22 protein-coding genes and 1 tRNA gene are annotated in these 26,822 nt (G+C 65.4%); 9 read left to right on the plus strand and 14 right to left on the minus strand.

Annotation, left to right across the window (positions count from 1 at the left end):
• Window positions 1-46 precede the first annotated feature (46 nt).
• Together eat and A3OK_RS0112940 are read left to right on the plus strand one after the other, a co-directional pair.
• Window positions 47-1,423, plus strand: coding sequence for an ethanolamine permease (gene eat / locus A3OK_RS0112935; protein WP_019905302.1), 1,377 nt, complete (start codon window positions 47-49; stop codon window positions 1,421-1,423).
• Between the two features lie 46 nt (window positions 1,424-1,469).
• Window positions 1,470-2,168: a GMP synthase gene (locus A3OK_RS0112940; RefSeq protein ID WP_019905303.1), complete on the plus strand. Its 699-nt coding sequence runs from the start codon at window positions 1,470-1,472 to the stop codon at window positions 2,166-2,168.
• A gap of 43 nt (window positions 2,169-2,211) precedes the next feature.
• On the opposite strand, the gene A3OK_RS0112945 is transcribed toward A3OK_RS0112940, so the two are convergent.
• A tRNA-Leu gene (locus tag A3OK_RS0112945) sits at window positions 2,212-2,298 on the minus strand.
• Window positions 2,299-2,452: 154 nt separating this feature from the next.
• Here A3OK_RS0112945 and A3OK_RS0112950 point away from each other — a divergent pair.
• Complete coding sequence (locus tag A3OK_RS0112950; protein ID WP_019905304.1) at window positions 2,453-3,034, plus strand: YqaA family protein; 582 nt, start codon at window positions 2,453-2,455, stop codon at window positions 3,032-3,034.
• A complete protein-coding gene (locus A3OK_RS0112955) occupies window positions 3,031-3,522 on the plus strand; it encodes a disulfide bond formation protein B (RefSeq protein ID WP_019905305.1) in 492 nt (163 codons plus the stop codon). Before A3OK_RS0112950 ends, A3OK_RS0112955 begins: the two co-directional genes overlap by 4 nt.
• 12 nt (window positions 3,523-3,534) lie before the next feature.
• Here A3OK_RS0112955 and A3OK_RS0112960 read toward each other — a convergent pair whose 3' ends face one another.
• The 4 genes from A3OK_RS0112960 to A3OK_RS0112975 form a co-directional block, all read right to left on the minus strand.
• On the minus strand, window positions 3,535-4,044 hold the full coding sequence (locus A3OK_RS0112960; protein WP_019905306.1) for a DUF1178 family protein: 510 nt from the start codon (window positions 4,042-4,044) through the stop codon (window positions 3,535-3,537).
• Window positions 4,045-4,069: 25 nt separating this feature from the next.
• Window positions 4,070-4,945, minus strand: coding sequence for a carbon-nitrogen hydrolase family protein (locus A3OK_RS0112965; RefSeq protein ID WP_051092925.1), 876 nt, complete (start codon window positions 4,943-4,945; stop codon window positions 4,070-4,072).
• Window positions 4,942-5,214, minus strand: coding sequence for a glutaredoxin 3 (grxC, locus tag A3OK_RS0112970; protein ID WP_019905308.1), 273 nt, complete (start codon window positions 5,212-5,214; stop codon window positions 4,942-4,944). Before grxC ends, A3OK_RS0112965 begins: the two co-directional genes overlap by 4 nt.
• Before the next feature lie 115 nt (window positions 5,215-5,329).
• On the minus strand, window positions 5,330-5,686 hold the full coding sequence (locus A3OK_RS0112975) for a response regulator (protein ID WP_003603128.1): 357 nt from the start codon (window positions 5,684-5,686) through the stop codon (window positions 5,330-5,332).
• A 207-nt stretch (window positions 5,687-5,893) separates the two neighbouring features.
• Between A3OK_RS0112975 and A3OK_RS0112980 the strand changes: the two genes are divergently transcribed.
• Window positions 5,894-6,802 carry an N-formylglutamate amidohydrolase gene (locus A3OK_RS0112980; protein ID WP_019905309.1) on the plus strand — a complete coding sequence of 303 codons (909 nt, stop codon included), beginning with the start codon at window positions 5,894-5,896 and terminating at the stop codon, window positions 6,800-6,802.
• A gap of 301 nt (window positions 6,803-7,103) precedes the next feature.
• Here A3OK_RS0112980 and galU read toward each other — a convergent pair whose 3' ends face one another.
• Window positions 7,104-7,976 (minus strand): UTP--glucose-1-phosphate uridylyltransferase GalU, encoded by an 873-nt coding sequence (gene galU, locus A3OK_RS0112985; protein ID WP_019905310.1) that lies wholly within the window; start codon window positions 7,974-7,976, stop codon window positions 7,104-7,106.
• A 222-nt stretch (window positions 7,977-8,198) separates the two neighbouring features.
• Between galU and galE the strand changes: the two genes are divergently transcribed.
• The 3 genes from galE (at window position 8,199) to A3OK_RS0113000 (ending at window position 11,929) form a co-directional block, all read left to right on the plus strand.
• Window positions 8,199-9,191 carry a UDP-glucose 4-epimerase GalE gene (gene galE / locus A3OK_RS0112990; RefSeq protein ID WP_019905311.1) on the plus strand — a complete coding sequence of 331 codons (993 nt, stop codon included), beginning with the start codon at window positions 8,199-8,201 and terminating at the stop codon, window positions 9,189-9,191.
• On the plus strand, window positions 9,188-10,432 hold the full coding sequence (locus A3OK_RS0112995; RefSeq protein WP_019905312.1) for a lytic murein transglycosylase: 1,245 nt from the start codon (window positions 9,188-9,190) through the stop codon (window positions 10,430-10,432). The genes galE and A3OK_RS0112995 overlap by 4 nt, the downstream gene beginning before the upstream one ends.
• A 177-nt stretch (window positions 10,433-10,609) precedes the next feature.
• Window positions 10,610-11,929, plus strand: a complete 1,320-nt coding sequence (locus tag A3OK_RS0113000; protein WP_245259431.1) for an SGNH family hydrolase — start codon at window positions 10,610-10,612, stop codon at window positions 11,927-11,929.
• 95 nt (window positions 11,930-12,024) lie between these two features.
• Here the strand turns inward: A3OK_RS0113000 and A3OK_RS0113005 are convergent, their stop codons facing one another.
• The 3 genes from A3OK_RS0113005 to gltB all read right to left on the minus strand — a co-directional run bounded on the left by A3OK_RS0113005 (window position 12,025) and on the right by gltB (window position 18,885).
• On the minus strand, window positions 12,025-13,458 hold the full coding sequence (locus tag A3OK_RS0113005) for a glutamate synthase subunit beta (protein WP_019905314.1): 1,434 nt from the start codon (window positions 13,456-13,458) through the stop codon (window positions 12,025-12,027).
• 104 nt (window positions 13,459-13,562) lie between these two features.
• Window positions 13,563-14,165 carry a glutathione S-transferase family protein gene (locus tag A3OK_RS0113010; RefSeq protein ID WP_019905315.1) on the minus strand — a complete coding sequence of 201 codons (603 nt, stop codon included), beginning with the start codon at window positions 14,163-14,165 and terminating at the stop codon, window positions 13,563-13,565.
• Between the two features lie 7 nt (window positions 14,166-14,172).
• Entirely contained in the window at window positions 14,173-18,885 is a 4,713-nt protein-coding gene (gene gltB, locus A3OK_RS0113015; RefSeq protein WP_019905316.1) for a glutamate synthase large subunit, read from the minus strand.
• Window positions 18,886-19,535: 650 nt separating this feature from the next.
• Between gltB and A3OK_RS0113025 the strand changes: the two genes are divergently transcribed.
• Complete coding sequence (locus A3OK_RS0113025; RefSeq protein WP_026597229.1) at window positions 19,536-20,507, plus strand: hypothetical protein; 972 nt, start codon at window positions 19,536-19,538, stop codon at window positions 20,505-20,507.
• 105 nt (window positions 20,508-20,612) lie between these two features.
• Here A3OK_RS0113025 and A3OK_RS0113030 read toward each other — a convergent pair whose 3' ends face one another.
• Genes A3OK_RS0113030 through A3OK_RS0113050 form a run of 5 tightly spaced genes read right to left on the minus strand, consistent with a single transcriptional unit; the run spans window position 20,613 to window position 26,697 of the window.
• Window positions 20,613-20,906, minus strand: a complete 294-nt coding sequence (locus A3OK_RS0113030) for a formate dehydrogenase subunit delta (protein ID WP_019905319.1) — start codon at window positions 20,904-20,906, stop codon at window positions 20,613-20,615.
• 42 nt (window positions 20,907-20,948) lie between these two features.
• The gene (gene fdhD, locus A3OK_RS0113035; RefSeq protein WP_019905320.1) at window positions 20,949-21,806 is read right to left on the minus strand and encodes a formate dehydrogenase accessory sulfurtransferase FdhD; all 858 of its coding nucleotides are present in this window, start codon (window positions 21,804-21,806) and stop codon (window positions 20,949-20,951) included.
• Complete coding sequence (gene fdhF / locus A3OK_RS0113040; RefSeq protein ID WP_019905321.1) at window positions 21,793-24,654, minus strand: formate dehydrogenase subunit alpha; 2,862 nt, start codon at window positions 24,652-24,654, stop codon at window positions 21,793-21,795. Before fdhF ends, fdhD begins: the two co-directional genes overlap by 14 nt.
• 13 nt (window positions 24,655-24,667) lie before the next feature.
• A complete protein-coding gene (locus A3OK_RS0113045; RefSeq protein ID WP_019905322.1) occupies window positions 24,668-26,227 on the minus strand; it encodes a formate dehydrogenase beta subunit in 1,560 nt (519 codons plus the stop codon).
• Entirely contained in the window at window positions 26,224-26,697 is a 474-nt protein-coding gene (locus A3OK_RS0113050; RefSeq protein ID WP_019905323.1) for a formate dehydrogenase subunit gamma, read from the minus strand. The genes A3OK_RS0113045 and A3OK_RS0113050 overlap by 4 nt, the downstream gene beginning before the upstream one ends.
• Window positions 26,698-26,822 lie beyond the last annotated feature (125 nt).

A 26,822-nucleotide genomic window follows, 5' to 3' on the forward strand; every position in this document is an offset into this window, starting at 1 on the left:
TTGGCCGTTGCACAACGGCCTCTCGTGCCGACGGCGGGAACCCATCATGCAAACCGAATCCACCGGCCTCCATAAAGGCCTGAACGCGTTCCACCTCTGGGGCATCGCCGTCGGCCTCGTGATCTCGGGTGAGTATTTCGGCTGGAGCTATGGCTGGGCCAGCGCCGGCACGCTCGGCTTCCTGGTCACGACGGTTTTCATTGCGGCGATGTACGTCGCTTTCATCTTCAGTTTCACCGAACTCACCACGGCAATCCCCCAGGCCGGCGGTCCCTTCGCCTATAGCAAGCGCGCCTTCGGACCGATCGGCGGCTGCATCGCCGGCTACGCCACGCTGATCGAATTCGTCTTCGCGCCTCCCGCCATCGCCCTCGCCATCGGCGCCTATCTCAACGTCCAGTTTCCGGGCCTCGACCCGAAACACGCGGCGCTCGGCGCCTACCTGATCTTCATGACCCTCAACATCATCGGCGTGCAGATCGCCGCCACGTTCGAATTGTTCGTCACCATCCTGGCGGTCGCCGAACTCCTCGTCTTCATGGGCGTCGTCGCCCCGGCCTTCAGCTTCAGCAATTTCGCCGCCCACGGATGGGCCGGCGAGTCGACCTTCACGCTGGCGTCCATCGGCGGAATGTTCGCGGCCATCCCCTTCGCGATCTGGTTCTTCCTCGCCATCGAAGGCGTCGCCATGGCCGCGGAAGAGGCGAAAGATCCCAAGCGCACCATTCCGATCGCCTACATCACCGGCGTCCTGACGCTCACCGTCCTCGCCTTCGGGGTGATGATCTTCGCCGGGGGTTCGGGCGACTGGCGGACCCTGAGCAACCTCAACGATCCCCTGCCCCAGGCGATGAAGACGGTGGTGGGCGAGTCAAGCGGTTGGCTTCACATGCTGGTCTGGCTCGGCCTGTTCGGCCTCGTGGCCTCGTTCCACGGCATCATCATGGGCTATTCGCGCCAGATCTTCGCTCTCGGCCGCGCCGGCTACCTGCCCGGCTTCCTCGCCAAGGTGCATCCACGCTTCCAGACCCCGCATGTGGCGACGGTGGCCGGCGGCCTCGTCGGCATCGCAGCGATCTACAGCGACAACCTCATCGAGATCGCGGGGCAATCCCTGACGGCGAGCATCGTCACGATGGCAGTGTTCGGCGCGCTCGTGATGTACGGCATGAGCATGGCCGCCCTGTTCAAGCTGCGTCGGAGCGAGCCCGATCTGCTGCGTCCCTACCGGGCGCCGTTCTTCCCTGCCGCACCGGCCTTCGCCCTGGCCATGGCCGCGATCTGCTTCGTGGCCCTGGTCGTGTTCAATCCCGTGATCTTCGTGATTTTCCTCGCTGTGATGGCGGTCGCCGTCCTCGCCTCGCATTTTCTGGCGAAGCCGACACTTGCCGCCCCCACCACGACGTTCGATCCGGCCATCTGAAACGCGAGCGCTCGCATCGAGGCCCGGCATTGCCCATAAGGCGGAGATGAAGATCGGAATCATCGAGGCGGGCGCGCCGCCCGCCCGTCTGGCCGGAGCCTACCCATCCTACGGCCGTATGGTGCAACGGCTCATCGGCGGCGAGGCGGACGTCGTGACATTCTCGGTGGCGGAGGGGCAGCTGCCCACATCCACGGCGGGGTTCGCTGGATTCGTCGTCACCGGATCCGCGGCGGGCGTCTACGACGACCTGCCGTGGATCGGTCCGCTCAAGGACTTCCTCGGCAGCGTCGATGGCCGCGCCAAACTCGTCGGCCTCTGCTTCGGGCACCAGGTGATGGCGGCGGCCTTCGGCGGCACGGTCGAGAAATCCGAGAAGGGCTGGGGCATCGGGCTCCACAGCTACGATATCTTCGAATCCGCAGAATGGATGAACGATGCGCGGCGCGTCTCGGTCCCGGCCATCCATCAGGATCAGGTGATCGTTCCGCCGGACGACGCCCGCATTCTCGGCGGCAACGCCTTCACGCCCTACGGGATCCTGTCCTACCCCGAACGACGGGCGATCTCGTTCCAGGTCCATCCCGAGTTCGAGTCCGATTACGCTACCGCTCTCATCGCCGGACACCATCCGTCAGTGCCTCACGACGAGATATTTCGGACGGCCGCTCTCACGTCTCTGCGAGAGCCCAGCGACGCACCCCGCGTCGGCGGCTGGATACGCCGCTTCCTGCGATCGCCGTGACGGGAAGCCGAAAAACGCAGATGGTTAGGATTGCGGCGGCGAATGGTGCGGGCGGTCGGAATCGAACCGACACTCTGTCACCAGAACCGGATTTTGAGTCCGGCGCGTCTACCAGTTCCACCACGCCCGCAACATTCGCGTCATGGCACAGGATCGCGCGGACGGCCAGTGTCTTGCGGGAGGGTTTTGCAGGGAGACCGTGCCGCGGTGGTTCCGGCTCGCAACCTGGACCGGGTTGTGCTCAAAGGGCCTCGCGCCTTCCCCTATCGGATAGAAGCTGATTCATGATCCGCCGCCTCTACGAGTGGATACTCGCGCTCGCGGGCAAACCGTCGGCCCCTTACGCGCTCGGTGCGGTGGCCTTCGCGGAGAGTTCGTTTTTCCCGGTCCCGCCCGACGTGATGCTGGTGCCGATGGCGGTGAGCCGGCCCGACAAAGTCTGGTTCTACGCGACGATCACCACCCTGTCGTCGGTGGTCGGCGGCCTGCTCGGCTATGCGATCGGAGCGCTGCTCTACGATTCCATCGGGGTCTGGCTGTTCTCCGTCTACGGGCTGACCGACAAGGCCGAGAGCTTCCAGGCCTCCTATGCGCATTACGGGCATTGGGTGATCCTGCTGAAGGGCCTCACGCCGATCCCGTTCAAGCTGGTGACGATCACCTCGGGCTTCGCCCATTACGACCTGCTCTGGTTCGTCGTGCTGTCGCTGATCACCCGAGGCGCGCGTTTCTTCCTGCTCGCCGGGCTTCTCAAGCGCTACGGCGTTTCCATCCGCGCCGTCCTCGACCGGCATCTCAATGTCGTCGCGGCCATCTCGGTGGCCGTCATCATCCTCGGCTTCGTCCTGTTCAAGGTGCTGCTGTGATCGATTATTCGTCCCTTCTCCGCCTTCGCCGCGCCGCGCTCGCCGTCCTGCTCGGCTCTGCGCTGGCAATCGCGGGTGCGCTCTATTTCCAGTTCGTGCTCGGCTATGTGCCGTGCAAGCTCTGCCTCACGGAGCGCCTGCCCTATTATGCCGCGATGCCGCTGGCGATCCTGGCGTTGTTCGCGCCCGAACGTCTGACCCGCTTCATTCTCGGAATCGCTGCGCTCGGCCTGATCTACGGAGCGGGGCTGAGTGTCTACCATGCGGGCGCCGAATGGGCGTGGTGGGCCGGCCCCTCCGATTGCGGCGGCGGCAGCGGCGCCAATCCGAGCGATGTCGGCGATTTCCTCGACACGCTGAAGGCGACGCGGGTGGCGGATTGCTCTACCGCCGCCTGGCGTTTCCTCGGAATCTCGCTCGCCGGCTGGAACGCGGTCGTCGCCTTCGTCCTCGCATCCATTGCCGGAACGGCGGCGCTCAAGCGCTGAGAGGATCAGACCTCAGTTGAGGTCGTCCGGCAGGGAAGGAAGCGGGGCGACGTCGATTCCTTCCTCGATCAGCGCTCGCGCTTCGGAAGGACTGGCCTCGCCGTAGATCGGCCGCGAGGTCACCTCTCCGTAATGCATCCGGCGGGCCTCTTCGGGGAACTGGCGACCGACATCGTCGGCTGTCCGGGTCACATGCTCGCGGACCGCGCGCACCAGGGCGCGCAACTGCCGCTCCGGTTCAGCCATCACCGGCATGGTCGTCGGCGGTGTCGGCGCGGGAACGGTCGACGCATTCGACGAGGCCTCCGGCGCCGAACCGACGGGTGCAGGAAGTTTGGAGACGGGCGGTCGGGAGACGGGCTTGGCCACTGCCGGTGACATCATGGCCTTGGCGACCTTGGTGGAACCGCAGATCGGGCACTCCACGAAACCGCTTCTGGCCTGATCGTCGTAGGAGCCGCTGGAGCGAAACCACCCCTCGAAATCGTGCCCGTGCTCGCAGACGAGCGTATAGCGGATCATCGGCGGGAACGAGCCAGTCGCATCGTCAACCCGCCTGACCTACGCGTTCCACCGTGAAGGGGCGCGCATGTTTGAGGGCGGGGATCCGTCCCCGAGCCTCGGTGACGCGGGCGAGGTCGATCTCGGCCAGGATCACACCCGGCTCGGCCCCGCCGGCATCCGCCAGCACCTTGCCCCACGGATCCACGATGATCGAATGACCATAGGTCTCACGGCCGTCTTCATGGCGACCGCCCTGAGCCGCCGAGATCATGAACGAGCCTGTCTCGATGGCGCGGGCGCGGTGCAGGACATGCCAATGCGCCTCACCCGTCTGCTTGGTGAAACAGGCCGGCGCGCTGAGGATCGTCGCGCCAGCTTCCGCCAGGGCCCGGTAAAGGGCGGGAAAACGCAGGTCGTAACAGATCGCGATTCCGAGAGGAGCCCAGGGGGTCTCGGCGACGATGGCGCAGGCCCCACCCGTGTAGGTGTTGGATTCGCGCCAGCGCTCGCCGTTGGGAAGGTCGACATCATACAGGTGAAGCTTGTCGTAGGTGGCGGTGATCGCGCCTTGTGCATCGATCAGAAACGCCCGGTTCGCGATCTTGTCGCCGTTCCGGACGGCAAGGGAACCGATATGGACGACGATGCCCTGCTCGCGCGCGATGTCGCGCAGGGCCGACAGGGTCACGTCCTCGTCCTGTTCGCTCACATTGGCGAACAGGCTCGCCTTGTCCCGCACCACCAGCGACGTCATTTCCGGCGTCTGGACGTAATGCGCTCCCTGAGAGGCAGCCTCGCGCACGAGGGCGACGGCCGCATCGCGGTTGGCGAGCGGATCGCATCCGGAACGCATTTGAACACAGGCCGCCACGAAGCAAGGCTCGGCCTTGTCAGACCCCGAAAACGAACCGTCGCTCATGGTTGGGCCATCTGCGTCGCGAGCAGCGAACCGAGCTTGCCGGACCGGTCGAGGGCGTAGAGGTCGTCGCAGCCCCCCACATGCGTCTCGCCGATGAAGATCTGGGGCACGCTGGTCCGGCCGCCCGCACGCTGGGTCATGGCGAGACGAGAACCCGCGATCTTCTCGACGTCGATCTCGGAGAAGGTGACGCCCTTCTCCCGCAGCAAGGTCTTGGCGGCGGTGCAATAGGGGCACCAGGCTGTCGTGTAGATGGTCACCGGAGGCATATTGGCAGATGTCCCGCTTCACTCCCCTCAGCATATAGGGGACCGGCTGGAATCTTCATACCGTCAAGGCATGCGCCCGCCGCGAAACGTCTTATCCGGTACCGGCTGAGCCCGCTCAGGCAGCCAGCAGCTTTTCGACCTCGTTGACCAGATCGCGCAGGTGGAAGGGCTTGGAGAGCACCTTCGCATCCTTCGGAGCTTTGGAATCGGGGTTGAGGGCCACAGCCGCAAAGCCCGTGATGAACATCACCTTGATGTCCGGATCGAGTTCGGTGGCGCGGCGCGCCAGCTCGATCCCGTCCATCTCGGGCATCACGATATCGGTGAGGAGCAGTTCGAAGGGCTCTTCGCGCAACCGATTGTAGGCCGACAGGCCGTTGTCGAACGACAGCACATCATAGCCGGCGTTCTGCAGCGCCTTCGCGAGAAAGCGGCGCATGTCGTTGTCGTCTTCCGCCAGGAGGATCTTCATCGATCGGCGTCCCGCACCCTTGAGTCGTTGTGTTCTTTTCATAAAGCGCAGGCTTGGTAAACAAGGTGTTGAGATCGGTGCTCGGACGGAGTGCCCGGTGGCACATCGATGGATTGGGGACGGGGCGTGTCACAGTGGACACGTCCCTTTCCACACCGCAAAGTGGCGCCCTGCGTTTTCCTGCCGCTCCGAGGCGCCCACGCTGCGATGACACAGCCCCACCCTCGCCTGCCTGCGACGCATTCGGGAGATTTTTCGCCGCCCTTCGTCATCGACGAGCCGACGGAACATACGCTTCCGTTCGTTTTCAACACGCCTCATTCCGGAGCGGTCTATCCGAAAGCTTTCCTGGCCGCGTCGCGACTCGATGCGCTGGCCCTCAGGCGCTCCGAGGACGCCTATGTCGACAGGCTTTTCGCACCGGTGGTCGATCTCGGCGCGCCGCTGATGCGCGCGAATTTCCCACGGGCCTATCTCGACGTGAACCGGGAGCCCTACGAACTCGACCCGCGCATGTTCGACGGTCGGTTGCCGCCCTTCGCCAACACGCGATCGATGCGCGTCGCCGGCGGTCTCGGGACCGTGCCGAGGGTGGTCGCCGACGGCCAGGAGATCTACCGCACCCGGCTCCCGGTCGAGGAGGCGGTGACGCGGATCGAGGAACTCTACAAACCCTACCACCGCACCTTGCGCGGCCTCGTCCAGCGCACCGCACGTGTCTTCGGCCACGCCATCCTGATCGACTGTCATTCGATGCCGTCGTCCAGCCTGCTCCGCGAGGAGGATACCAAGGCGGAATTCGTGCTCGGCGACCGATTCGGCACGAGCTGTTCGCCGGTCCTGATCGCGGCGTTCGAGCACCATTTGCGCGCGCGCGGCTTCCGCACCCTGCGCAACAAGCCCTATGCGGGCGGCTTCATCACCGAGCATTACGGTGAGCCGAATATCGGCCGCCACGCGCTGCAGATCGAGATCAATCGCGGGCTCTACATGAACGAGGCGAACCTCGCGATCACGCAGGGCTTCTCGGACCTGGTCTGGATGCTGCGCGAGGTGGTCAAGGCGGTGGCCGAAGAGATCGACGACCTGACGCCGCGTCGGATGGCAGCCGAGTAGGTACGGGCTGAGGAACGACACGTGGTGGCTTGCTCGCGACGTGTCACATCGCCGAGACCGGTCGCTCACGCGGAACCGATCGACCAACAAAAAAAGGCCGCTCCGAAGAGCGGCCCGAAGTCTAGGGAGGAAACGCCCAAGAAGGGCTACGGGACCGCGACGCCATCGCGATCTCGCAATGCACAAAGTAAAGTGCGTCGCACAAAACGCAAGGGTATTTCGTCGCCGAAAGGCTGCGCGGTGTGCATGCCTCGCCCGCGCCTTGCGCACCGAACGGCGCAGCTTGCAGGGCTCGGTCGTTTCATCCCTGGATATCCTTGAGCAGGCGGGCGATCTCAGCCTTCAATGGCTCCGCCAGATCTTTGCGCTGGAGCGCATAGGCGATGTTGGCGGTGAGGAAGCCGAGCTTGGAACCGGTATCGTAGGTTCGGCCCTCGTAATGCATACCGAAGAACGACTGCTTCTCGGCGAGCTTGATCATCGCGTCGGTGAGCTGGATCTCGCCGCCTGCACCCTTCTCGCCATCTTCGAGGATCGAGAAGATTTCCGGCTGAAGAATGTAGCGCCCGGAGATGATGAAGTTGGACGGCGCCGTGCCCTGTTTGGGCTTCTCGATCATGCCGTTGATCTCGAAGGTCTGACCATAGGTCTCGCCGACGCCGACGATCCCGTATTGGTGGGTCTCCTCCGGCTTCACTTCCTCCACGGCGATGACGTTGCCGCCATGACGCTCGTAGGCCGACAGCATCTGCTGCATGCAGCCCTTGCTCAGCATGTCGGGCAGCAGCACGGCGAAGGGCTCGTCGCCGACGATCTCACGCGCGCACCAGACCGCATGGCCGAGGCCGAGAGGCGCCTGCTGACGGGTAAAGCTGGTCTGGCCGGCGGCCGGCAGGTCGCGCTTCAGTTCCTCATAGATCGCGTCCTTGCCGCGCTCCTGCAGCATGCGGTCCAGTTCGAAAGCGACATCGAAATGGTCTTCGATGACCGCCTTGCCGCGGCCCGTCACGAAGATGAAATGCTCGATTCCGGCTTCTCGCGCCTCGTCCACCACATGCTGGACGACGGGTCTGTCGACCACGGTGAGCATTTCCTTCGGAACGGCCTTGGTCGCGGGCAGGAAGCGGGTACCCAGGCCTGCGACAGGCAGGACGGCTTTACGAATCGGTTTCATCAAGCGGGACCCGGTCTCTTGAAAGTGGTGGGAACAACCCGGAGGCCAAGAACGATAGCACGTTGCCGTGATCGAGCGAGCAAGAACGAAACCATATCCACGGTCGACGCGGCACACTCCACGGGTGACGCGACAGACTGACCGCAGGATCACGGGGATCGTTTTCGGTGTATCGTCCGCAGAAGTCGCGAGCGTGCGTGTCTGGAGAGCGAAGGGGGAACGATGGCGGTTCTGGTCACGGGCGGCGCCGGATATATCGGCAGCCACATGGTTCTGGCTCTCCTGGATGCCGGCCACGACGACATCGTCGTCATCGACGACCTGTCGACGGGTTTCGATTGGGCGCTGCCGCCCGAAATCACCCTGGTCGTCGGAGACGTATCGGATCAGGCACTGGTCAAGCGGGTCATCGCCGAGCATGGGGTCGACACGCTGGCGCATTTCGCCGCCAAGATCGTCGTGCCGGATTCGGTCGCCGACCCGCTCGGCTACTACCTCTCGAACACGGTCAAGACGCGGGCGCTCATCGAGGCGGCCGTCGAGGGCGGGGTGAAACACGTCATCTTCTCCTCCACCGCCGCCGTCTACGGCGAGCCCGACATCGTCCCGGTACCGGAGGATCTCCTCACTTCGCCGATCAATCCCTATGGCCGCTCGAAGCTGATGAGTGAGTGGATGATCGCGGACGCGGCCAAGGCGCACGGCTTCACTTACGTCATCCTGCGCTACTTCAACGTCGCTGGCGCCGATCCGCGCGGGCGCAGCGGTCAATCGGCCGCCAATGCCACGCACCTCATCAAGGTCGCGACACAGGCCGCGCTCGGCCGGCGCAGCCATCTCGAGGTGTTCGGCACGGATTACCCGACCCGCGATGGGTCCTGCCTGCGCGACTACATCCAGGTCTCCGATCTCGCCGAGGCCCATCGCGTGGCGATCGCGTATCTGCGTTCGGGCGGAGCGAGCCTGACTCTCAATTGTGGCTACGGCCGAGGGTACTCGGTTCTCGAGGTGATCGAGGTGGTCAAGCGGATCTCGGGACGCGACTTCGAGGTCAGGCTGTCACCCCGCAGGCCCGGCGACCCGGCACAGATCGTGGCGAAGGCCGACCGTATCCGTAACGAGTTGGGGTGGCAGCCGCGCTATGACGATCTCGACGGGATCGTGGGCCAAGCCCTCGCCTGGGAAGAATCACTGGCTCGGCGCAACCGCACGTGAAGACGAGCGTCTACGCCGCCATCGCCGTCTCCATCCTCCTTGCTGCCGAAGCGACGGCGCAGGAGGCGGGGCGCCCAACTCTGCCAGCGAAATCGAATTCGTCCGCAAAACAGGATGGGGCGGCGAGCGCCTCGTTTCGCAGCTTCGTCGATGGATTGAGGGCCGATGCGGAGGCGAGAGGGGTCACCTCAGCGACCTTCGACGCGGCCTTTCGCGGCATTTCCTCCGCCGATGCCAGCGTTCTGGCCAGAACCAAGGCGCAGGGCGAGTTCGGGCGGCCCGTCTGGGATTACCTCGTCGGCGCGGTATCGACCGGTCGGATCGCCCGAGGCCAATCCCAGGCCGCGCGCCTCTCGGAGACCCTGGCGGCCATCGAGGCACGGACGGGGGTGCCTCGATGGATCGTTCTCGCCTTCTGGGGGGTCGAGTCGGATTTCGGCGCGAGCGGCGGTACCGTGCCGACCATCCGAGCCTTGGCGACCCTGGCCCAGGCGGGTTTTCGCGGCACGCTGTTCCGCAACGAGCTGCTCGATGCGCTGGCCATCCTTCAGCGTGGCGACATCGCGCCGGAGGCAATGAAGGGCTCATGGGCCGGCGCAATGGGCCAGACGCAATTCCTGCCATCGACCTTCCTCAAACACGCGGTCGATTTCGATGGGGACGGACATCGCGACATCTGGCGCTCGGAGGCCGATGCCCTCGCCTCCATCGCCGGCTATCTCCAGTCCCTCGGCTGGAACCCGGGCCTGTCCTGGGGCTATGCGGTCTCGCTTCCCGCCGGCTTCGACCTGACACGGTACCGGGCGGACCTGTCCGATTTCGCCAAGCGCGGCGTCCGCCGGAATGACGGCGAGGCTCTGCCGGCATCGGGCCAGGCGAGCCTGTTCCTGCCCGGCGGTGCCGGTGGCCCGGTGTTTCTGATCACCGATAATTTCGAGGTCGTCCGGGCTTACAACACCTCCGATTCCTATGCGCTCGCGGTGGGGCATCTCGCCGATCGCCTCGCGGGCGGGCCGCCATTGACGGCTCCCTGGCCGAGCAATGCGGCTCGTCTCGACAAGGCGGGCCTGCAATCCCTGCAGAACGGACTCGCCGCGCGAAACCTCTATGCCGGCGACGCCGATGGCCGGGCCGGGCCGAAGCTGCGGGAAGCCGTCCGCCAGTACCAGATCAAGGAGGGGCTGACTGCGGACGGCTATGCCACGCCGGCCCTTCTCGAGCACCTGACCGCACGCCCTTAGACGCCGCAGGGATCGTCGGCTAGGATGGTCACCGTTCTCGTCCTTTCCGTCGATCACCCGACAGGTCGCAGTGTGGCATCAAGGATCGTCAAAGATTGTTCGCGCGTCCGCGAAGTTGCGGGACTCGTAGGCGCCGCCATCCTGCGCGTCGGTTTCCTGGCCATCTTCGCGGCCCCCCTGCTCTTCGCGTCAGGTCCGTCCGCCATCGCGCAATGGGGAGATTCCTACGACACCCCTCGGAGCGACCCCTATTACGCTCCGCGCCGCCGCTCCCGCGACGAGGGCGATTACAGCAACCGTCAGGCAAACCGCCGATACTCCCCTCCCCCCCAGGAAGCACCACGGCAGTTCTACTGGCCCTGGGAGGAACGGCCGCAGCAGGCACAACCGAATCCGGCTCCCACACCATCTGCGCGACCGGCGCGGCCGCGTGCGCCGACGATCGGGGAGAGCCAGCGTTCCTACACGAGGAGGCCTCGTCCCGCCCCCGTGATCGCCCAACCGAAGCCGGTCCAGCCGAAATCCGAGCCCTCGATCCGCATTGCGGTGTTCGGGGATTCGCTGGCGAGCTATCTCGGCCGTGGCCTCGACGACGTGTTCGAGGAGAATTCCGATGTGGCAATCCTCGACCGTTCGAAGGCCGATAGCGGTCTCGTGCGAAAGGACGTGGTCGACTGGCCAAAGGCCGCGGAAGATTTTCTGAAGACGAACCCGAAAGTCGCCTACGCCCTGGTGATGCTCGGCGCGAACGATCGCCAGCCGATCCGTGAAGGGTCCGAGAGCGTGGATCCCGGGACGGAGCGTTGGCGCGACCTCTATCGCGACCGTGTCGATGCTCTGGCGAAGGTCTTCGCCAGCCAGAAAATTCCGTTCATCTGGGTGGGAGCTCCGCCGATGCGCAGCGAGTCGCTGACGAAGGATATCGCCACGATCAACGACCTGATCCGCGACCGTGTCGCGAAAGCGGGCGGGACCTACGTAGATATCTGGCCGGGCTTCGTCGACGACCGCAACCGCTTCACCATGTCCGGCCCCGATCTGGAGGGCCAGGAGGCGAAGCTACGGACCGCGGACGGCGTGCATTTCACCAAGGCGGGCGCTCGCAAAGTCGCGCATTTCGCCGATGTCGAACTCAAACGCCTCATGGGCTCGAACTCCACGGAGGCACCGGCCGTCGCGCCCGTGGCGACGGTTCCGGGGCCGATTCTCGATGGCGAGGCACCGAAGCTCGACGATACCGCCGCGATCGATCGCCAGATCACCGCGATGCTGCCGAGCCTGCCTGAGCCGCCCGGCATCCCCGCTTTGCCCGTGAAACCGCCGGCGGGGCCCATCATTCCCTTGGGACGCGCGGAAGTAACCCCCGGCGGTGGGCTGATCAGCGGCAGGCCGCGGGATGGCGATGCGTCGGGAAATGTCGAACGGGTGCTTCAGCGCGGCTCGGCGCCCGTGGCGCAGCCGGGACGGGCCGACGATTTCAAATGGCCGCCGGGCTGAACGCCCTCACGCTGCGGCACCTTTGGGCCACGAGATCTCTCATCCCCGGACTGGCGGACCGGATAAGCACCCGGCCCGCCCTTGCGACATAACTCTCAGCGGGGAAGGACGCTCGAGCCCATGAGGGCCTCGTCGATGGACCGCGCGGCCTGGCGTCCCTCTCGGATTGCCCAGACCACGAGGGATTGGCCACGGCGCATGTCGCCGGCGGCATAGATCTTCTCGTTCGACGTGCGGTAATCGACTTCGTTGGCAGTGACATTGCCGCGCTTGTCCATCGTCACGCCGGATTCCTCCAGCAGGCCCTTGCGGAGCGAGCCAGCGAAACCGATCGCCAGGAAGACGAGATCGGCCGGCAGGGTGAATTCACCGCCGGGGACCGGCTGGCGCTTCTCGTCCACGCGGGTGCAGACCACACCGGTGAGCTTGCCCTTCTTGTTCCCCTCGAGGCGCAGCGTGGCAGCCTGGAACTCGCGCTCCGCGCCCTCCGCCTGACTCGACGAGGTCCGCATCTTGGTCGGCCAGTACGGCCAGACCGAGAGCTTGTCCTCGCGCTCGGGCGGACGCGGGCGGATGTCGAGCTGCGTCACCGACAGGGCGCCCTGGCGGAAGGAGGTGCCGACGCAATCCGACGCCGTGTCGCCGCCACCGATCACCACGACGTTTTTGGCGGTGGCGAGGATCGGCAGCTCGCCGTTGCCCGGCATCGGCTCGGCACCGACCCGGCGGTTCGACTGAACGAGGAATGGCATCGCGTAATGCACGCCGGACAGATCCTGGCCGGGAAGCTCCGGGTTACGCGGGTCTTCCGCGCCACCGGCGAACAACACGGCGTCGAACTCGGCGGTGAGTTCGTCGAGTGGCTTCGTGACACCGACATTCACGCCGTAATGGAAGGTCACGCCTTCCGCTTCCATCTGCTTCACGCGCCGATCGATATGGCGCTTCTCCATCTTGAAGTCGGGGATGCCGTACCGAAGGAGTCCGCCGGCCTTCGGCTCGCGCTCGAAGACGTGGACGTCGTGGCCGACGCGGGCGAGCTGCTGAGCCGCCGCCATCCCGGCTGGCCCGGAGCCGATGACGGCGACCTTCTTGCCCGTGCGGGTCGACGGGATTTCCGGCTTGACCCAACCGTTGTTCCAGGCGCGGTCGGCGATGGCCTGCTCGATCGTCTTGATCGCGACGGGCTGGTTCTCGAGATTGAGAGTGCAGGCCTCCTCGCACGGCGCCGGGCAGACGCGGCCGGTGAATTCCGGGAAATTGTTGGTCGAGTGCAGGTTGCGAGCCGCCTCCTGCCAGTCCGACTGGAAGACGAGCTCGTTCCAGTCTGGAATCTGGTTGTGCACGGGGCAGCCGGTCGGGCCGTGGCAGAACGGAATCCCGCAATCCATGCAGCGCGCGGCCTGTTTCTTCAGGTCGTGCTCGTCGAGGGGCAGCGTGAATTCGCGGAAGTGCCGCACGCGATCCGCAGCGAGCTGATACTTCTGCTCCTGCCGATCGAATTCGAGGAAACCCGTGATCTTGCCCATCGTGACCGTCTTTCGCGAGTCTGTCTGATCCGTTGAGCGGAGCGTGACCGGCCCGGTCCGCCTCAGCCCGTTTTCCGTTTCGTGTCGCCCGGTGCCGTCGCCGTCTAACCCGGTTTCGTCTCGTGAGCGCCTCGACCGAAAGTCTCCGCGCAACGGGTGAGCCAAGCCCGGATCGCCGGCCGCGGTGCCAGGTCGAATCCGCCCTCGTCCGCCCATTGCGTATAAGCGAACAACGCCACGTCGGCGACGCTGATCCCCCCGCCTACCAGCCACGCCGCCCCGCCGAGGTGCCGCTCCATCAGGTCGAGGGCCGCCTCGCCGCGCGTGACCCGGGCCGGATCGCGCGCATCCTTCGGCTTGCCGAGATAGCGCATCTCGAACCTGCAGACCGCGATGGCCGGCTCGTGGCTGTACTGTTCCCAGAACAGCCACGCGTCCATTTTCGCCGCGAGGAACGCATCCTCGGGGATCAGTACGCTGTCACGGGCGAGATAGCGGATGATCGCGTTCGATTGAGCGAGACACCGCCCGTCCTTGAACTCGACCCCCGGCACCTGCCCCGCCGGAAAGCGGGTCAGGTAATCCGGTGTCCGGCTCTCGCCCTTGAGGATATCGACCGGCACCCAATCATAGGCGAGGCCGAGATGATCGGCGACGATCTTCACCTTGAGGCAATTGCCGGAGACGAGATCGCCGTAGACCCTCATGCCGCCCCTACTCCGCAGCGACCGGCATACGCGCCATTTCCATCTCGCGCAGGGCACGGCGGTACTCGACCGGCATCACCTTCACGAACTTGGTCCGGTAACCGGCCCAATCTTCGAGAATCGCCTTGGCACGCGGGGAACCCGTGTACTTCAGGTGGTTGGTGATGAGCTGGCTCAAGCGCTCCTCGTCATGGCCGGACATGTCGGCCAGGATGTCGACGCGCCCCTTGGTCTCGAGGTCACCGTCCTGGTGGAAGCGGCGCATGACGTCGTCCTCCTCCTCGACGGGTTCCAGATCGACCATGGAGAGGTTGCAGCGCGCGGCGAACGATCCGTCCGCGTCGAGGACATAGGCGATACCGCCCGACATACCGGCCGCGAAGTTGCGCCCGGTTTCGCCGATGGAGACCACGACGCCGCCGGTCATGTACTCGCAGCCATGGTCGCCCATGCCCTCGACCACGGTGATGGCGCCCGAGTTGCGCACGGCGAAACGCTCACCGGCCGAGCCTCGGATATAGCACTCGCCCGCGATCGCCCCGTACAGGACCGTATTGCCGGCCATGATCGTCCGGCCACCGGGCGACCTCAACGCATCGCTCGGGCGGATGATCAGCTTACCGCCCGACAGGCCCTTGCCGACGTAATCGTTGGCATGGCCGGTCAGGACAACCGTGACACCGGCCGCCAACCACGCCCCGAAGCTCTGTCCGGCCGTGCCGGCGAGGTTCACCGTGATGGTGTCGTCGGGCAGACCCTCGTGGCCGTAGCGCTTGGCGATGACGCCCGAGAGCATCGCACCCGCCGTGCGGTCCGAGTTTCGGATGACATCGTTGAGCACCACCGGTTCGGCGGTTTCGATCGCCGACTTGGCGCCCTCGATCAGGCGGCGGTCGAGCACCTTGTCGATCGGATGCTTCTGCTTCTCGGTATGACGGATGGCCACGTCGGGACCGACGTCGGGCCGGTGGAACAGCTTCGAGAAATCGAGCCCGCGCGCCTTCCAGTGGTTGATGACCTCCAGCGTGTCGAGGAAGTCGGAGCGGCCGATCAGGTCCTCGAGCTTGGTGAAGCCCATCGTCGCCATCAGCTCGCGCAGCTCCTCCGCCACGAAGAAGAAGTAGTTGACCACGTGTTCCGGCGTGCCCTTGAAGCGCTTGCGCAGGACGGGATCCTGCGTCGCCACGCCCACCGGACAGGTGTTGAGGTGGCACTTGCGCATCATGATACAGCCGGCCGCGATGAGCGGCGCGGTCGAGAAGCCATACTGATCGGCGCCGAGGAGGGCCGCGACGAGAACGTCGCGACCGGTGCGGATGCCACCATCGGCCTGCAGCACGACACGACCGCGCAGGTGGCTCAGCACCAGGGTCTGCTGTGTCTCGGCGAGACCGGTCTCCCAGGGCCCGCCCGCATGCTTGATCGAGGTCAGCGGAGCGGCACCGGTGCCGCCGTCGAACCCTGAAATCGTGATGTGGTCGGCGCGCGCCTTGGCGACGCCGGTGGCGACCGTGCCGACACCGACTTCCGAGACGAGCTTCACCGAGACGTCGGCGGCCGGGTTCACGTTCTTCAGGTCGAAGATCAGCTGGGCGAGATCTTCGATCGAGTAGATGTCGTGGTGCGGCGGCGGCGAGATCAGGCCGACGCCTGGGGTGGCGTAGCGGACCTTGGCGATCTTGGCGTCGACCTTGTGACCCGGCAGCTGGCCGCCCTCGCCGGGCTTGGCGCCCTGCGAAACCTTGATCTGCATCATGTCGGCGTTGACGAGATATTCCGTCGTCACGCCGAAGCGGCCGGACGCCACCTGCTTGATCGCCGAACGGCGCGAACGACCGTCGGCCATCGGCTTGAACCGCTCGACCTCTTCGCCGCCCTCACCGGAATTCGAGCGGCCTCCGAACGAGTTCACCGCGATGGCGAGCGTCTCGTGCGCCTCCTTCGAGATGGAGCCGTAGGACATCGCACCCGTGGCGAAACGCTTGACGATATCGACCGCCGGCTCGACCTCGGAAATGTCCACCGGAGCCCGGCCGAGCTCGGCCGCCTGCTTGATGCGGAACAGGCCACGGATGGTCTTGAGGTAGTTTTCCTGCTCGTTCACTAGCTTGGCGAACTCGCGGTAGCGATCGGGGAGGCCGAGCCGCACGGCGTGCTGGAGAGTGGCCACCGAATCCGGCGTCCAGGTATGGCTCTCGCCGCGCAGGCGGTAGGCATATTCGCCACCGACATCGAGGGCATGGCGATAGACCGGCGCATCGCCGAATGCATCGGCGTGACGCCGAGCGGTCTCTTCCGCCACCTCGGCCATGCCGATGCCTTCGATGGTCGTCTTGGTGCCGAAGAAATCGCGGGCGACAAAGCTCGAGTTGAGGCCGATCGCGTCGAAGATCTGGGCGCCGCAATAGGATTGATAGGTCGAGATGCCCATCTTGGACATGACCTTGAGCAGGCCTTTATCGATCGACTTGATGTAGCGATAGACGATCTCGTCGTCGGTGAGGTCGGGCGGGAACTCGTCCTTCATCGCGATCACGGTCTCGAAGGCGAGATAGGGATTGATCGCCTCGGCGCCGTAGCCTGCGAGGCAGGCGAAGTGATGCACTTCGCGCGGCTCGCCGGATTCGACCACGAGACCGACCGAGGTGCGAAGCCCCTTGCGGATCAGGTAGTTATGCACCGCTGCCGTGGCCAATAGGGCCGGGATGGCGATGCGGTCCGGGCCGACGCCGCGGTCGGTCAGGATGATGATGTTGTAGCCGCCGCGCACCGCCGCCTCGGCCCGGTCGCAGAGCCGGTCGACCGCGCCCTCCATGGCCACGGCTCCGGCCTCGGCCAGGAAGGTCATGTCGAGGGTCTTGGTGTCGAAACGGTCCTCGAAATGGGAGATCGAACGGATCTTCTCCAAGTCGCCGTTGGTCAGGATCGGCTGACGGACTTCGAGGCGCTTCTTGCGCGAGGCGCCTTCCATATCGAGGATGTTAGGCCGCGGCCCGATGAACGAGACGAGGCTCATCACGGCCTCCTCGCGGATCGGGTCGATCGCCGGATTGGTGACCTGCGCGAAGTTCTGCTTGAAATAGGTGTAGAGCGGCTTCGGCTTGTCGGAGAGGGCCGAGAGCGGCGTGTCGGTTCCCATCGAGCCGACCGCCTCCTGGCCGGTCACGGCCATGGGCGCCATCAGCAGCTTGAGGTCTTCCTGGCTGTAGCCGAATGCCTGCTGCCGATCGAGCAGCGACACGTCGGAGCGCGAGGCGCGCGGGATGACGGGCTTCAGGTCCTCCAGCACGATCTGGGTGTTCTTGACCCATTGAGCGTAGGGATTGGCCGCTGCGAGCTCGCTCTTGATCTCCTCGTCGGAGATGATGCGGCCCTTCTCCAGGTCGATGAGCAGCATGCGGCCCGGCTGCAGGCGCCAGGATTCGATGATCTTCTCATCGGGAATCGGGAGCACGCCCATCTCGGAGGCGAGCACGACGAGGCCGTCATCGGTGACGATGTAGCGGGCTGGACGCAGGCCGTTGCGGTCGAGGGTCGCGCCGATCTGGCGACCGTCGGTGAAACAGACGGCGGCAGGGCCGTCCCACGGCTCCATCAGCGCGGCATGGTACTCGTAGAACGCCTTGCGCTCCTCGTTCATGAGCGGATTGCCGGCCCAGGCCTCGGGGATCAGCATCATCATGGCGTGGGCGAGCGAGTACCCGCCCTGCACGAGGAATTCGAGCGCGTTGTCAAAACAGGCGGTGTCCGACTGGCCCTCGTAGGAGATCGGCCAGAGCTTCGAGATGTCGTTGCCGAACAGGTCGGAATCGACGCTGGCCTGACGCGCGGCCATCCAGTTCACGTTGCCGCGCAGCGTGTTGATCTCCCCGTTATGGGCGACCATCCGGTAGGGGTGCGACAGCTGCCAGGTCGGGAAGGTGTTGGTGGCGAAGCGCTGGTGCACGAGGGCGAGGCCGGAGACGTAGCGCTCGTCCTGCAGGTCCTTGAAGTAATGGCCGAGCTGCGTGACCAGAACCATGCCCTTGTAGACGATGGTCCGGGTCGAGACCGAGACGGGATAGTAGGCCTTCACCCGCGGGTCGTTGAGGCCATAGACCTTGTTCGAGATGACCTTGCGTGCGGTGAACAGACGGCGCTCGAACGCGTCCTCGTCCAGGATCGCGGCAGGGCGGCCGATGAAGACCTGCTTGTGATGCGGCTCCGTCTCCTTGACGCGCACGCCGAGATCGCTCGGATCGACGGGAACGTCGCGCCAGCCGAGGAAGGGAAGCCCCTCATCGTGCAGGACCTTCTCGACGATCTCCTCGACGATGCGGCGACCTTCCGCGTCCTTGGGCATGAAGAACTGGCCGACACCGTAATGGCCCGGCTCCGGAAGGGCGATGCCGAGTCCCTCACACTCCTCCTTCAGGAGAAAATGCGGAATGTGGGTGAGGATGCCGCAGCCGTCGCCCATCTTCGGATCGGCGCCGACGGCGCCGCGATGGTCGATATTCTCGAGGATGAGCAGGCCCTGCGCGACGATGGCGTGAGTGCGCCGGTCATGCATGTCCGCGACGAAGCCGACGCCGCAGGCATCGCGCTCGCGGGCGGGATCGTAGAGGCCCTGCGCGTGCGGAAGCGCCTGATCACGGACGACGAGCGGAGCGACGCCGTCCCGCGTGGCGGGGATCGGGTTCCGGACGGTCTCGGCAACCACAGATGCGGCCATGTTCATAACCCTTCAGCCTCGTTCGCCCGTGCCCGCATGCGAGCATGTTTCATGCCCGAATGCCAATCGGCACTCAGGCTCCTCCCTCGACGCGGTCGGATTCGGGCAGGGTCTTCGGTGAGGAAGTGCCCGCTATCCGCGGGCTCGTCGCCGGCTTGAGATCAAGCCGTACGGGCCCGGATCGCCGCGATGGCGACCGGCTTGGAATCTCGTTTCTTCGTGAGATCCAACACCCGTTCGAGACCTTCCACGTTCCTCGAAAACACCTTGTCCTCGGAGCCGACTCGCCTCCGGAACACCCTGCCGAAAATGGGACAGCCGTACTGTCCTAATTAAGGAACCTGACAGATTTTAAACGGTCCAGCAAGAGGCACGAAGGCGCGATGGACAGGATTGAGGCGCATTGCGACTCTGCGAGCGAGAAGACGCTGACCGTTGAGCCAGATCCCGACGGCGGATCATAGAGACCACGCAAGCCCTGACCATTATCGGTCGCCCGCGACTTGCCCTGCTTCACCCGCAATCCCGCCCCAATCAGGCGGTCTAACCGGCTTCGCCAAGCACAAGCGGCATGCGGGGTGATGGACCGCACGGAGACTTCCGTAGACCTGCGCCAACAGTGGGCTACGGAAAACGAACATTTAAGACGAGGCATCATGACATCGAGCCGCAGGGCGCCTGTGCGCTCATCGACGATCGGCCTGACGATGCTGGCCGGGTTCATCACCCTGTCGGCACTCGGCACGACCTCCGCTCAAGCCCAGTACGGCTACGAGCCGGATGTGCTCCTTCCTCCTCGGGCCGTCGTCTGGCGCCTCAACGATCGCGGATTCACCGAGGTGACGCGACCGCGATTCGACGGTCGGTCCTATGTGGTCGAGGCGACGGGCCCATACGGCGACAGGGTGCGACTCTTCGTCGATGCCCGCGACGGAGCCGTCCTCGACCGCCAGCGCCTCGGTGCGCCGATCCAAACTGCGCCGGTTCGCGTCGCCCGTCCGGCACCCGGCTACGGCTGGACGGAAGAGGACGAACAGCCTCGCCGGCCGGCCCGCGAGGCGGAACGATTGGTCCCTCCCGGCGTGATCCCGAACGGCGATGGCGTCGTCCGGCAACCGCGCTTCGACGTCGCGACCCGCCCGGAAGCGTCCGTTCGCTCCGAGGCGTTGGACCGCAATCCGCAAGGTCTCAACCCAGATACCAAAAATGGGGCGACCCGAAACGGGAGCGATGCGAGAAGGCCGACCGAACCGCCTCCGGCCCGCAAGGTCTCCAAGCTGACCCCGCCAGTAAAAGCCGCCGCGCCCAGGCTCGCCCCCGAAGCCCCTCGCCCCGAGGAAGCCACGCGTCCAGCAGCGGCGGCCGCACCTTCCACGCCCGAGAAAAACGAGCCGCCCGTCGCGGCGATCGAACAGCCGAAGCGTGAACCCTCGACTCCGGCCGCGAACCAGCCGCGCAGCGACACCGCGCAGGCGCCGCAAGGCACGTCAGGCCAGGGCTCGTCCGGCAAGGCGCAGGCCTGGAGCGATCCGCCGACGGAGAAGAAGGCCGTCCGGGTCATCGGCGGCGCGACAATCGTACCGGGTGCGACCGACAAGGATCAGGCAGGCGACCGTTCGGCGGAATAGCCGCCCTGCGACGGTCATCGGACCTATGAAAGGCGTCGGGCGGACAATGCCCGGCGCCTTTTTCATTGTTTCGATCGAGCGGCGCTTGAACACGCTGCTCCGTGATCAGCCGGCGTCGCTGGCACCGGCACCCTGGAGGTGCGGATCGCTGGTGGACGCGCGGATCGGGCTGTTGCACTCGTGATGGGTCGACGTAATCGCCTGTAGCGCCAGCGGATCGAGACCGCTTCCCTCGGTGGGGCCATGGGCTTCCAGGGCACGACGCATCTTCGGCGTCCAGAACGCCACGATGTGCTTGTGGATGCCGGCGACGGCCTCGTCATCCGGATAGGACCTGAAGAAGCTGGCGATCTGGTTCGCCATGCGGACGAGCTTGTCGTTGGTGGTCAGGGCGCTCATGGTACTGGCTCTGTCGACGGGAGGAGGATCGGCCGCGCGCAGTCAGCGGTCGGCGGCGAGAAGGAGGCGATCGCGGCCCGAGAAGACCGTGAGTGTGTCCGATCGGGCAATGGCGCAGAGCGTCATGTCGTGCAGGCGCGCCCGGTCGATGGCGAGCGAGGTCGGTGCGGAGATCGCGACCAGGACGGCCGCTCCGAAGGTTGCGGTCTTTTCCACCATCTCGAACGAACACCGGCTGGTGATGACGACGAAGCCATCGCTCGCATCGGTCCCGGCCCGCATCAGCGCTCCGATCAGCTTGTCTAGTCCATTATGGCGGCCGACATCCTCGCGCACCGCCAGAAGATTGCCCTGCCGGTCCGCCCATGCCGCGGCGTGGACGGCGCGGGTGGTGTGATTGAGAACCTGCGCCTCGCCCATCCCGAGCAGAGCGCGCTGGATCGACGCGATCTCGATGAGCTGAGCGGCATGGGCCCGCGGCTCGGCCTTGGGCAGGGCCGCGAGATCGTCGATGCCGCAGACACCGCACCCGGTGCGCCCGCTGATGGCGCGTTTCCGGGCCAGATGTTCACGCAGCCGTCCGGGAGCGAGATCGACGATGAGGCGCAGGCCGCCGTCTCCGTCCTCGACCCGCACCGACCGGATCTCCTCGGCCGCCTCGACGATTCCTTCGGTGAGGCTGAAACCGTAGGCGAAATCAACGAGGTCCGAAGGCGTCGTCATCATGACGGCGTAGGGTACGCTGCCGTAGATCAGGTTGACCGGCATCTCGACGGCGAGATCGCGATGCCCCTCGCGGGGCGCCGGGTCCTCGTAGGCGACGACCAGCGTCGGAACGCGCCGGCTCGTCGGAGCCGGTGCGTCAGTCTCGTTCAAAGCGTCGCGTTCACTCGGCAGCATTCAATTGCGTCGCGATTCTCGTGAGGGAGAAGTCCTCTTCGTAGAACTTCGCCTGCCAATCCGACGGCCGGTTGGTCCGCCGCACCTGCACCGCCGTCACCTTGTATTCGGGGCAGTTGGTGGCCCAGTCGGAGTAGTCGGTGGTGATGACGTTGGCGCCGGTCTTGGCATGGTGGAACGTGGTGTAGACCACGCCCGGCTGCATGCGCTCGGAGACGATCGCCTTCAAGGCGATATCGCCCGAGCGGCTTTCCAGGGCCACGAGATCGCCGTCGAGGATGCCGCGAACCTCTGCGTCGAACGGGTGGATCTCCAGCACGTCCTCCTCATGCCAGCGCGAATTCTCCGTGCGGCGGGTCTGAGCGCCGACATTGTACTGCGACAGGATACGGCCGGTAGTGAGGATGAGCGGGAAGCGCGGACCCGTGCGCTCCTCGGTCGCCACGTATTCGGTGATCATGAACTTGCCGAGACCGCGCACGAACCGGTCCACGTGCATCATCGGCGTTCCGTTGGGAGCGTCGTCGTTGCACGGCCACTGGATCGAGCCCAGTTCGTCGATCTTGGTGAAGCTCACGCCCTTGAAGCTCGGAGTGAGCGAGGCGATCTCGTCCATGATCTCGCTCGGATGCGAGTAGTTCATGGGATAGCCCAGAGCATTCGAGAGCAGCATCGTGCCCTCCCAATCGCCGACGCCCGACAGCGGCGGCATCACCTTGCGCACGCGGGAGATGCGGCGCTCGGCATTGGTGAAGGTGCCGTCCTTTTCCAGGAACGAGGCGCCCGGCAGGAAGACGTGGGCGTATTTGGCGGTCTCGTTCAGGAAGATGTCCTGGATGACGATGCACTCCATCGCCATCAGGCCAGCCGTCACGTGGTGCGTGTCGGGATCGGACTGGGCGATGTCCTCGCCCTGGATGTACATGCCCTTGAAGGCGCCATCGACGGCCTCGTCGAGCATGTTGGTGATGCGCAGGCCCGGATCCTTGTCGAGCGAGACGCCCCAGAGCGTCTCGAAGATCTCGCGGGTGGCATCGTCCGACACGTGGCGGTAGCCCGGCAGCTCGTGCGGGAACGAGCCCATGTCGCACGAGCCCTGGACGTTGTTCTGCCCGCGGAGCGGGTTCACGCCGGCACCCAGCATGCCGATATTGCCGGTGGCCATGGCGATGTTGGCCATGCCCATGACCATGGTCGAGCCCTGGCTGTGCTCGGTGACGCCGAGACCGTAATAGATGCCGGCGGCCCCACCCTTGGCGTAGAGGCGCGCAGCACCACGGAGTTCAGCGGGATCGATCCCGGTATAGCGCTCCTGGGCCTCCGGCGAATGACGCTCGTCGGCGACGAATCGAGCCCATTGTTCGAAATCGCCGAGATCGCAACGCTCGCGGACATAGGCCTCGTCGACGAGGCCTTCCGTGACGATGACGTGAGCCATCGCGTTGATGAAGGCGACGTTCGATCCGGGCTTCAGGGGCAGGTGGAAGTCGGCCTGGATGTGGGGCGACTTCACGAGGTCGATCTTGCGCGGATCGGCGACGATCAGCTTGGCGCCTTCACGCAGACGCTTCTTCATGCGCGAGCCGAAGACGGGGTGACCATCGGTCGGGTTGGCACCGATGACGAGGATCACGTCGGAATGCGCGACCGAGGCGAAATCCTGGGTGCCGGCCGAGGTGCCGAGCGTCGACATCAGGCCGTAGCCGGTGGGCGAGTGGCAGACGCGGGCGCAGGTATCGACGTTGTTGTTGCCGAAAGCGGCGCGCACCAGCTTCTGGACGAGGTAGGCCTCCTCGTTGGTGCAGCGGGACGATGTGATGCCGCCGACCGAATCCTTGCCGTACTTGGCCTGGATGCGCTTGAACTCGGAGGCTGCGCGATCGATCGCGACCTCCCAAGAGACTTCCTGCCAGGGGTCCGTGATCTTGTCGCGGATCATCGGCTTGGTAATGCGGTCCTTGTGGGTGGCGTAGCCGTAGGCGAAGCGGCCCTTGACGCAGCTATGGCCTTCATTGGCCTTGCCGCCCTTGTACGGGACCATCCGCACCACGCGGGTGCCCTGCATCTCGGCCTTGAACGAGCAGCCGACGCCGCAATAGGCGCAGGTGGTGATCTCGGAATGGTCGGGCTGGCCGTGATCGATGATCGACTTCTCCTGGAGCGTCGCCGTCGGGCAGGCCTGAACGCAGGCGCCGCAGGACACGCATTCCGAGTTGAAGAAATCGGTCGGCCCGGCGGCAACGCGGCTGTCGAAGCCGCGGCCGGAAATCGTCAGGGCGAAGGTACCCTGCGTCTCTTCACAAGCGCGGACGCAGCGGTTGCAGACGATGCATTTCGACGGGTCGTAGGTGAAGTACGGGTTGGACGTATCCTTGGCGAGATACTGGTCCGAGGACGGCTTCACGTGGTTGGCGCCGTCATAGCCGTAGCGCACGTCGCGCAGGCCGACCGCGCCGGCCATGTCCTGCAACTCGCAATCGCCGTTGGCGGCGCAAGTCAGGCAGTCGAGCGGGTGATCGGAGATGTAGAGCTCCATCACACCCTTGCGCAGCTTGGCGAGCTTGTCCGTCTGGGTCGAGACGACCATGCCGTTCTCGGCCGGCGTGGTGCAGGAGGCCGGCGTTCCGCGCCGTCCCTCGATCTCCACGAGACACAGCCGGCAGGAGCCGAAGGCCTCCAGCGAATCGGTAGCGCAAAGCTTCGGGATCTGCGTCCCGGCATGCATCGCCGCCGCCATCACCGAGGTACCGGCGGGAACGGTCACGCTCATGCCGTCGATGGTGAGCGTCACAGTCTGCTCGTTCACCCGGATCGGGGTGCCGTAATCGATCTCTTTGATGAGGGCCATGGGTCGCGCCTCCTTATTCAGCCGCGACGGACATCGGTCCGCGCTTCTGGAAATCCTCGGGGAAATGGGTGATCGCGCTCATGACGGGCATCGGCGTGAGCCCGCCCATGGCGCAGAGCGACCCATCGGTCATGACGTCGCAAAGGTCGGCCACGACGGCGAGATTCTCGGTCGGCCGGATGCCGGCAATGACCTTGTCCATCGTCTCGACGCCGCGCGTCGCGCCGATGCGGCAGGGGGTGCACTTGCCGCAGGATTCGACCGCGCAGAACTCGAAGGCGAAGCGGGCCTGCTTGGCCATGTCCACGGTGTCGTCGAACACGACGATGCCGCCATGGCCGACGAGGCCCTTCTTGGCCGCCATCGCCTCGTAATCGAGCGGTGTGTCGAGCAGGTGATCGGGGAAGTAAGCGCCGAGCGGGCCGCCGACCTGCACCGCGCGGACCGGACGGCCGCTCATCGTGCCACCGCCGAAATCCTCGATGATCTCGCGCAACGTGATGCCGAAGGCGAATTCGATGAGGCCGCCATGCTTGATGTTTCCGGCAAGCTGGATCGCCAGCGTACCGAGCGAGCGGCCCATGCCGTAATCGGCGTAGGCCTTGGCGCCATGCTCGAGGATGTAGGGCACGGCCGTGAAGGTCATCACGTTGTTGACCAAGGTCGGCTGGCCGAGAAAACCCTTCAGCGCCGGGATCGGCGGCTTGGCGCGGACGATACCGCGACGGCCTTCGAGGCTCTCCAGAAGCGAGGTCTCCTCGCCGCAGATATAGGCCCCTGCGCCGAGCCGGACTTCCAGATGGAACGCCTTGCCCGAGCCCATCACGTCGGCCCCGAGGAAGCCTGCCTTTCCGGCATTGACGATCGCTTCCTTCAACGTGGCGAAGGCCTGCGGGTATTCGGAACGCAGATAGATGTAGCCGCGCGTCGCGCCCGTCGCGATGCCGGCGATGGTCATGCCCTCGATGAGGTTGAAGGGGTCGCCCTCCATCATCATCCGGTCGGCGAAGGTGCCGGAATCACCCTCGTCGGCGTTGCAGACCACGTATTTCTGCTCGCTCTTGGCGAGCATCACCGTGTTCCACTTGATACCGGCCGGGAAGCCGGCACCGCCCCGACCGCGAAGGCCCGAATCGCGCACCTGCTCCACGATGCCGGCGGCATCGAGCTTCAGCGCCGCGTCCAGCCCATTATAGCCGCCGTGCGCCCGGTAATCCTCCACCGAGACCGGATCGACCACGCCGCAGCGGTGGAAGGTCAGACGCTGCTGGCGGGCGAGATAGGGCATGTCCTCGGGTTTGCCGAGGCGAAGGGCATGGTCGGCGCCGCTGACCAGGCCGGCGTCGAGAAGGCTGTCCACATCGCCGGGCGTGACCGGGCCGTAGGCGATGCGTCCTTCGGGAGTCGCCACTTCGACCATCGGCTCGAGCCACAGCATCCCGCGCGATCCCGTGCGGACGATGGTGACGTCGAGGCCGCGGCGTTCGGCGCCGGCGAAGATCGCGCGGGCGACGCGGTTGGCGCCAAGACCGAGCGCGACGGCGTCGCGCGGAACGTAGATGGTGATGCTCACGACTTCATCTCCGTCAGAGCCGATTCCAGAGAATCGGCGGTGAGACGGGCGAGCGGCTCGTCATCGACCAGGGCGCCCGGACCGTTGGCACAGAGGCCGAGGCAGTAGACCGGCTCCACCGTGATCTGACCGTCCGGGGTCGTCCCGTGCCAATCGATGCCGAGGCGCGCGAGGATGTCGGCGTGAAGAGCATCCGACCCCATGGCCTGACAGGCCTCGGCCCGGCACAGCTTGACCTGGTGCTTGCCGGAAGGAGCGCGGCGGAAGTCATGGTAGAAGGTGATGCAGCCATGCACCTCGGCCCGAGACAGATTGAGCGCATCCGCGATCAACGGAACGGCGCCCTCGTCGACGTAACCGAAGGCCTCCTGCAAGGCATGGAGGATGGGGAGCGTAGCGCCTTCGAGATGCGTATGGTCGGCGATGATGCCGGCCGCCCGCTGCGCGCTCCAGGGCTCGTGCTGCAGCATTGTTCCTACCCAGATGACCTTGTTGTCATTCCAAGGTGGTATATCTCCGACCGTGAATCAATCGCGCGGTTCGGTCACTCGACAATGCTTTTTTGTTATAATTCCATTGTGCGCTGCAAAAACGC

Source organism: Methylobacterium sp. 77 (assembly GCF_000372825.1).
In the GTDB taxonomy this organism is placed as follows: Bacteria; Pseudomonadota; Alphaproteobacteria; order Rhizobiales; family Beijerinckiaceae; genus Methylobacterium.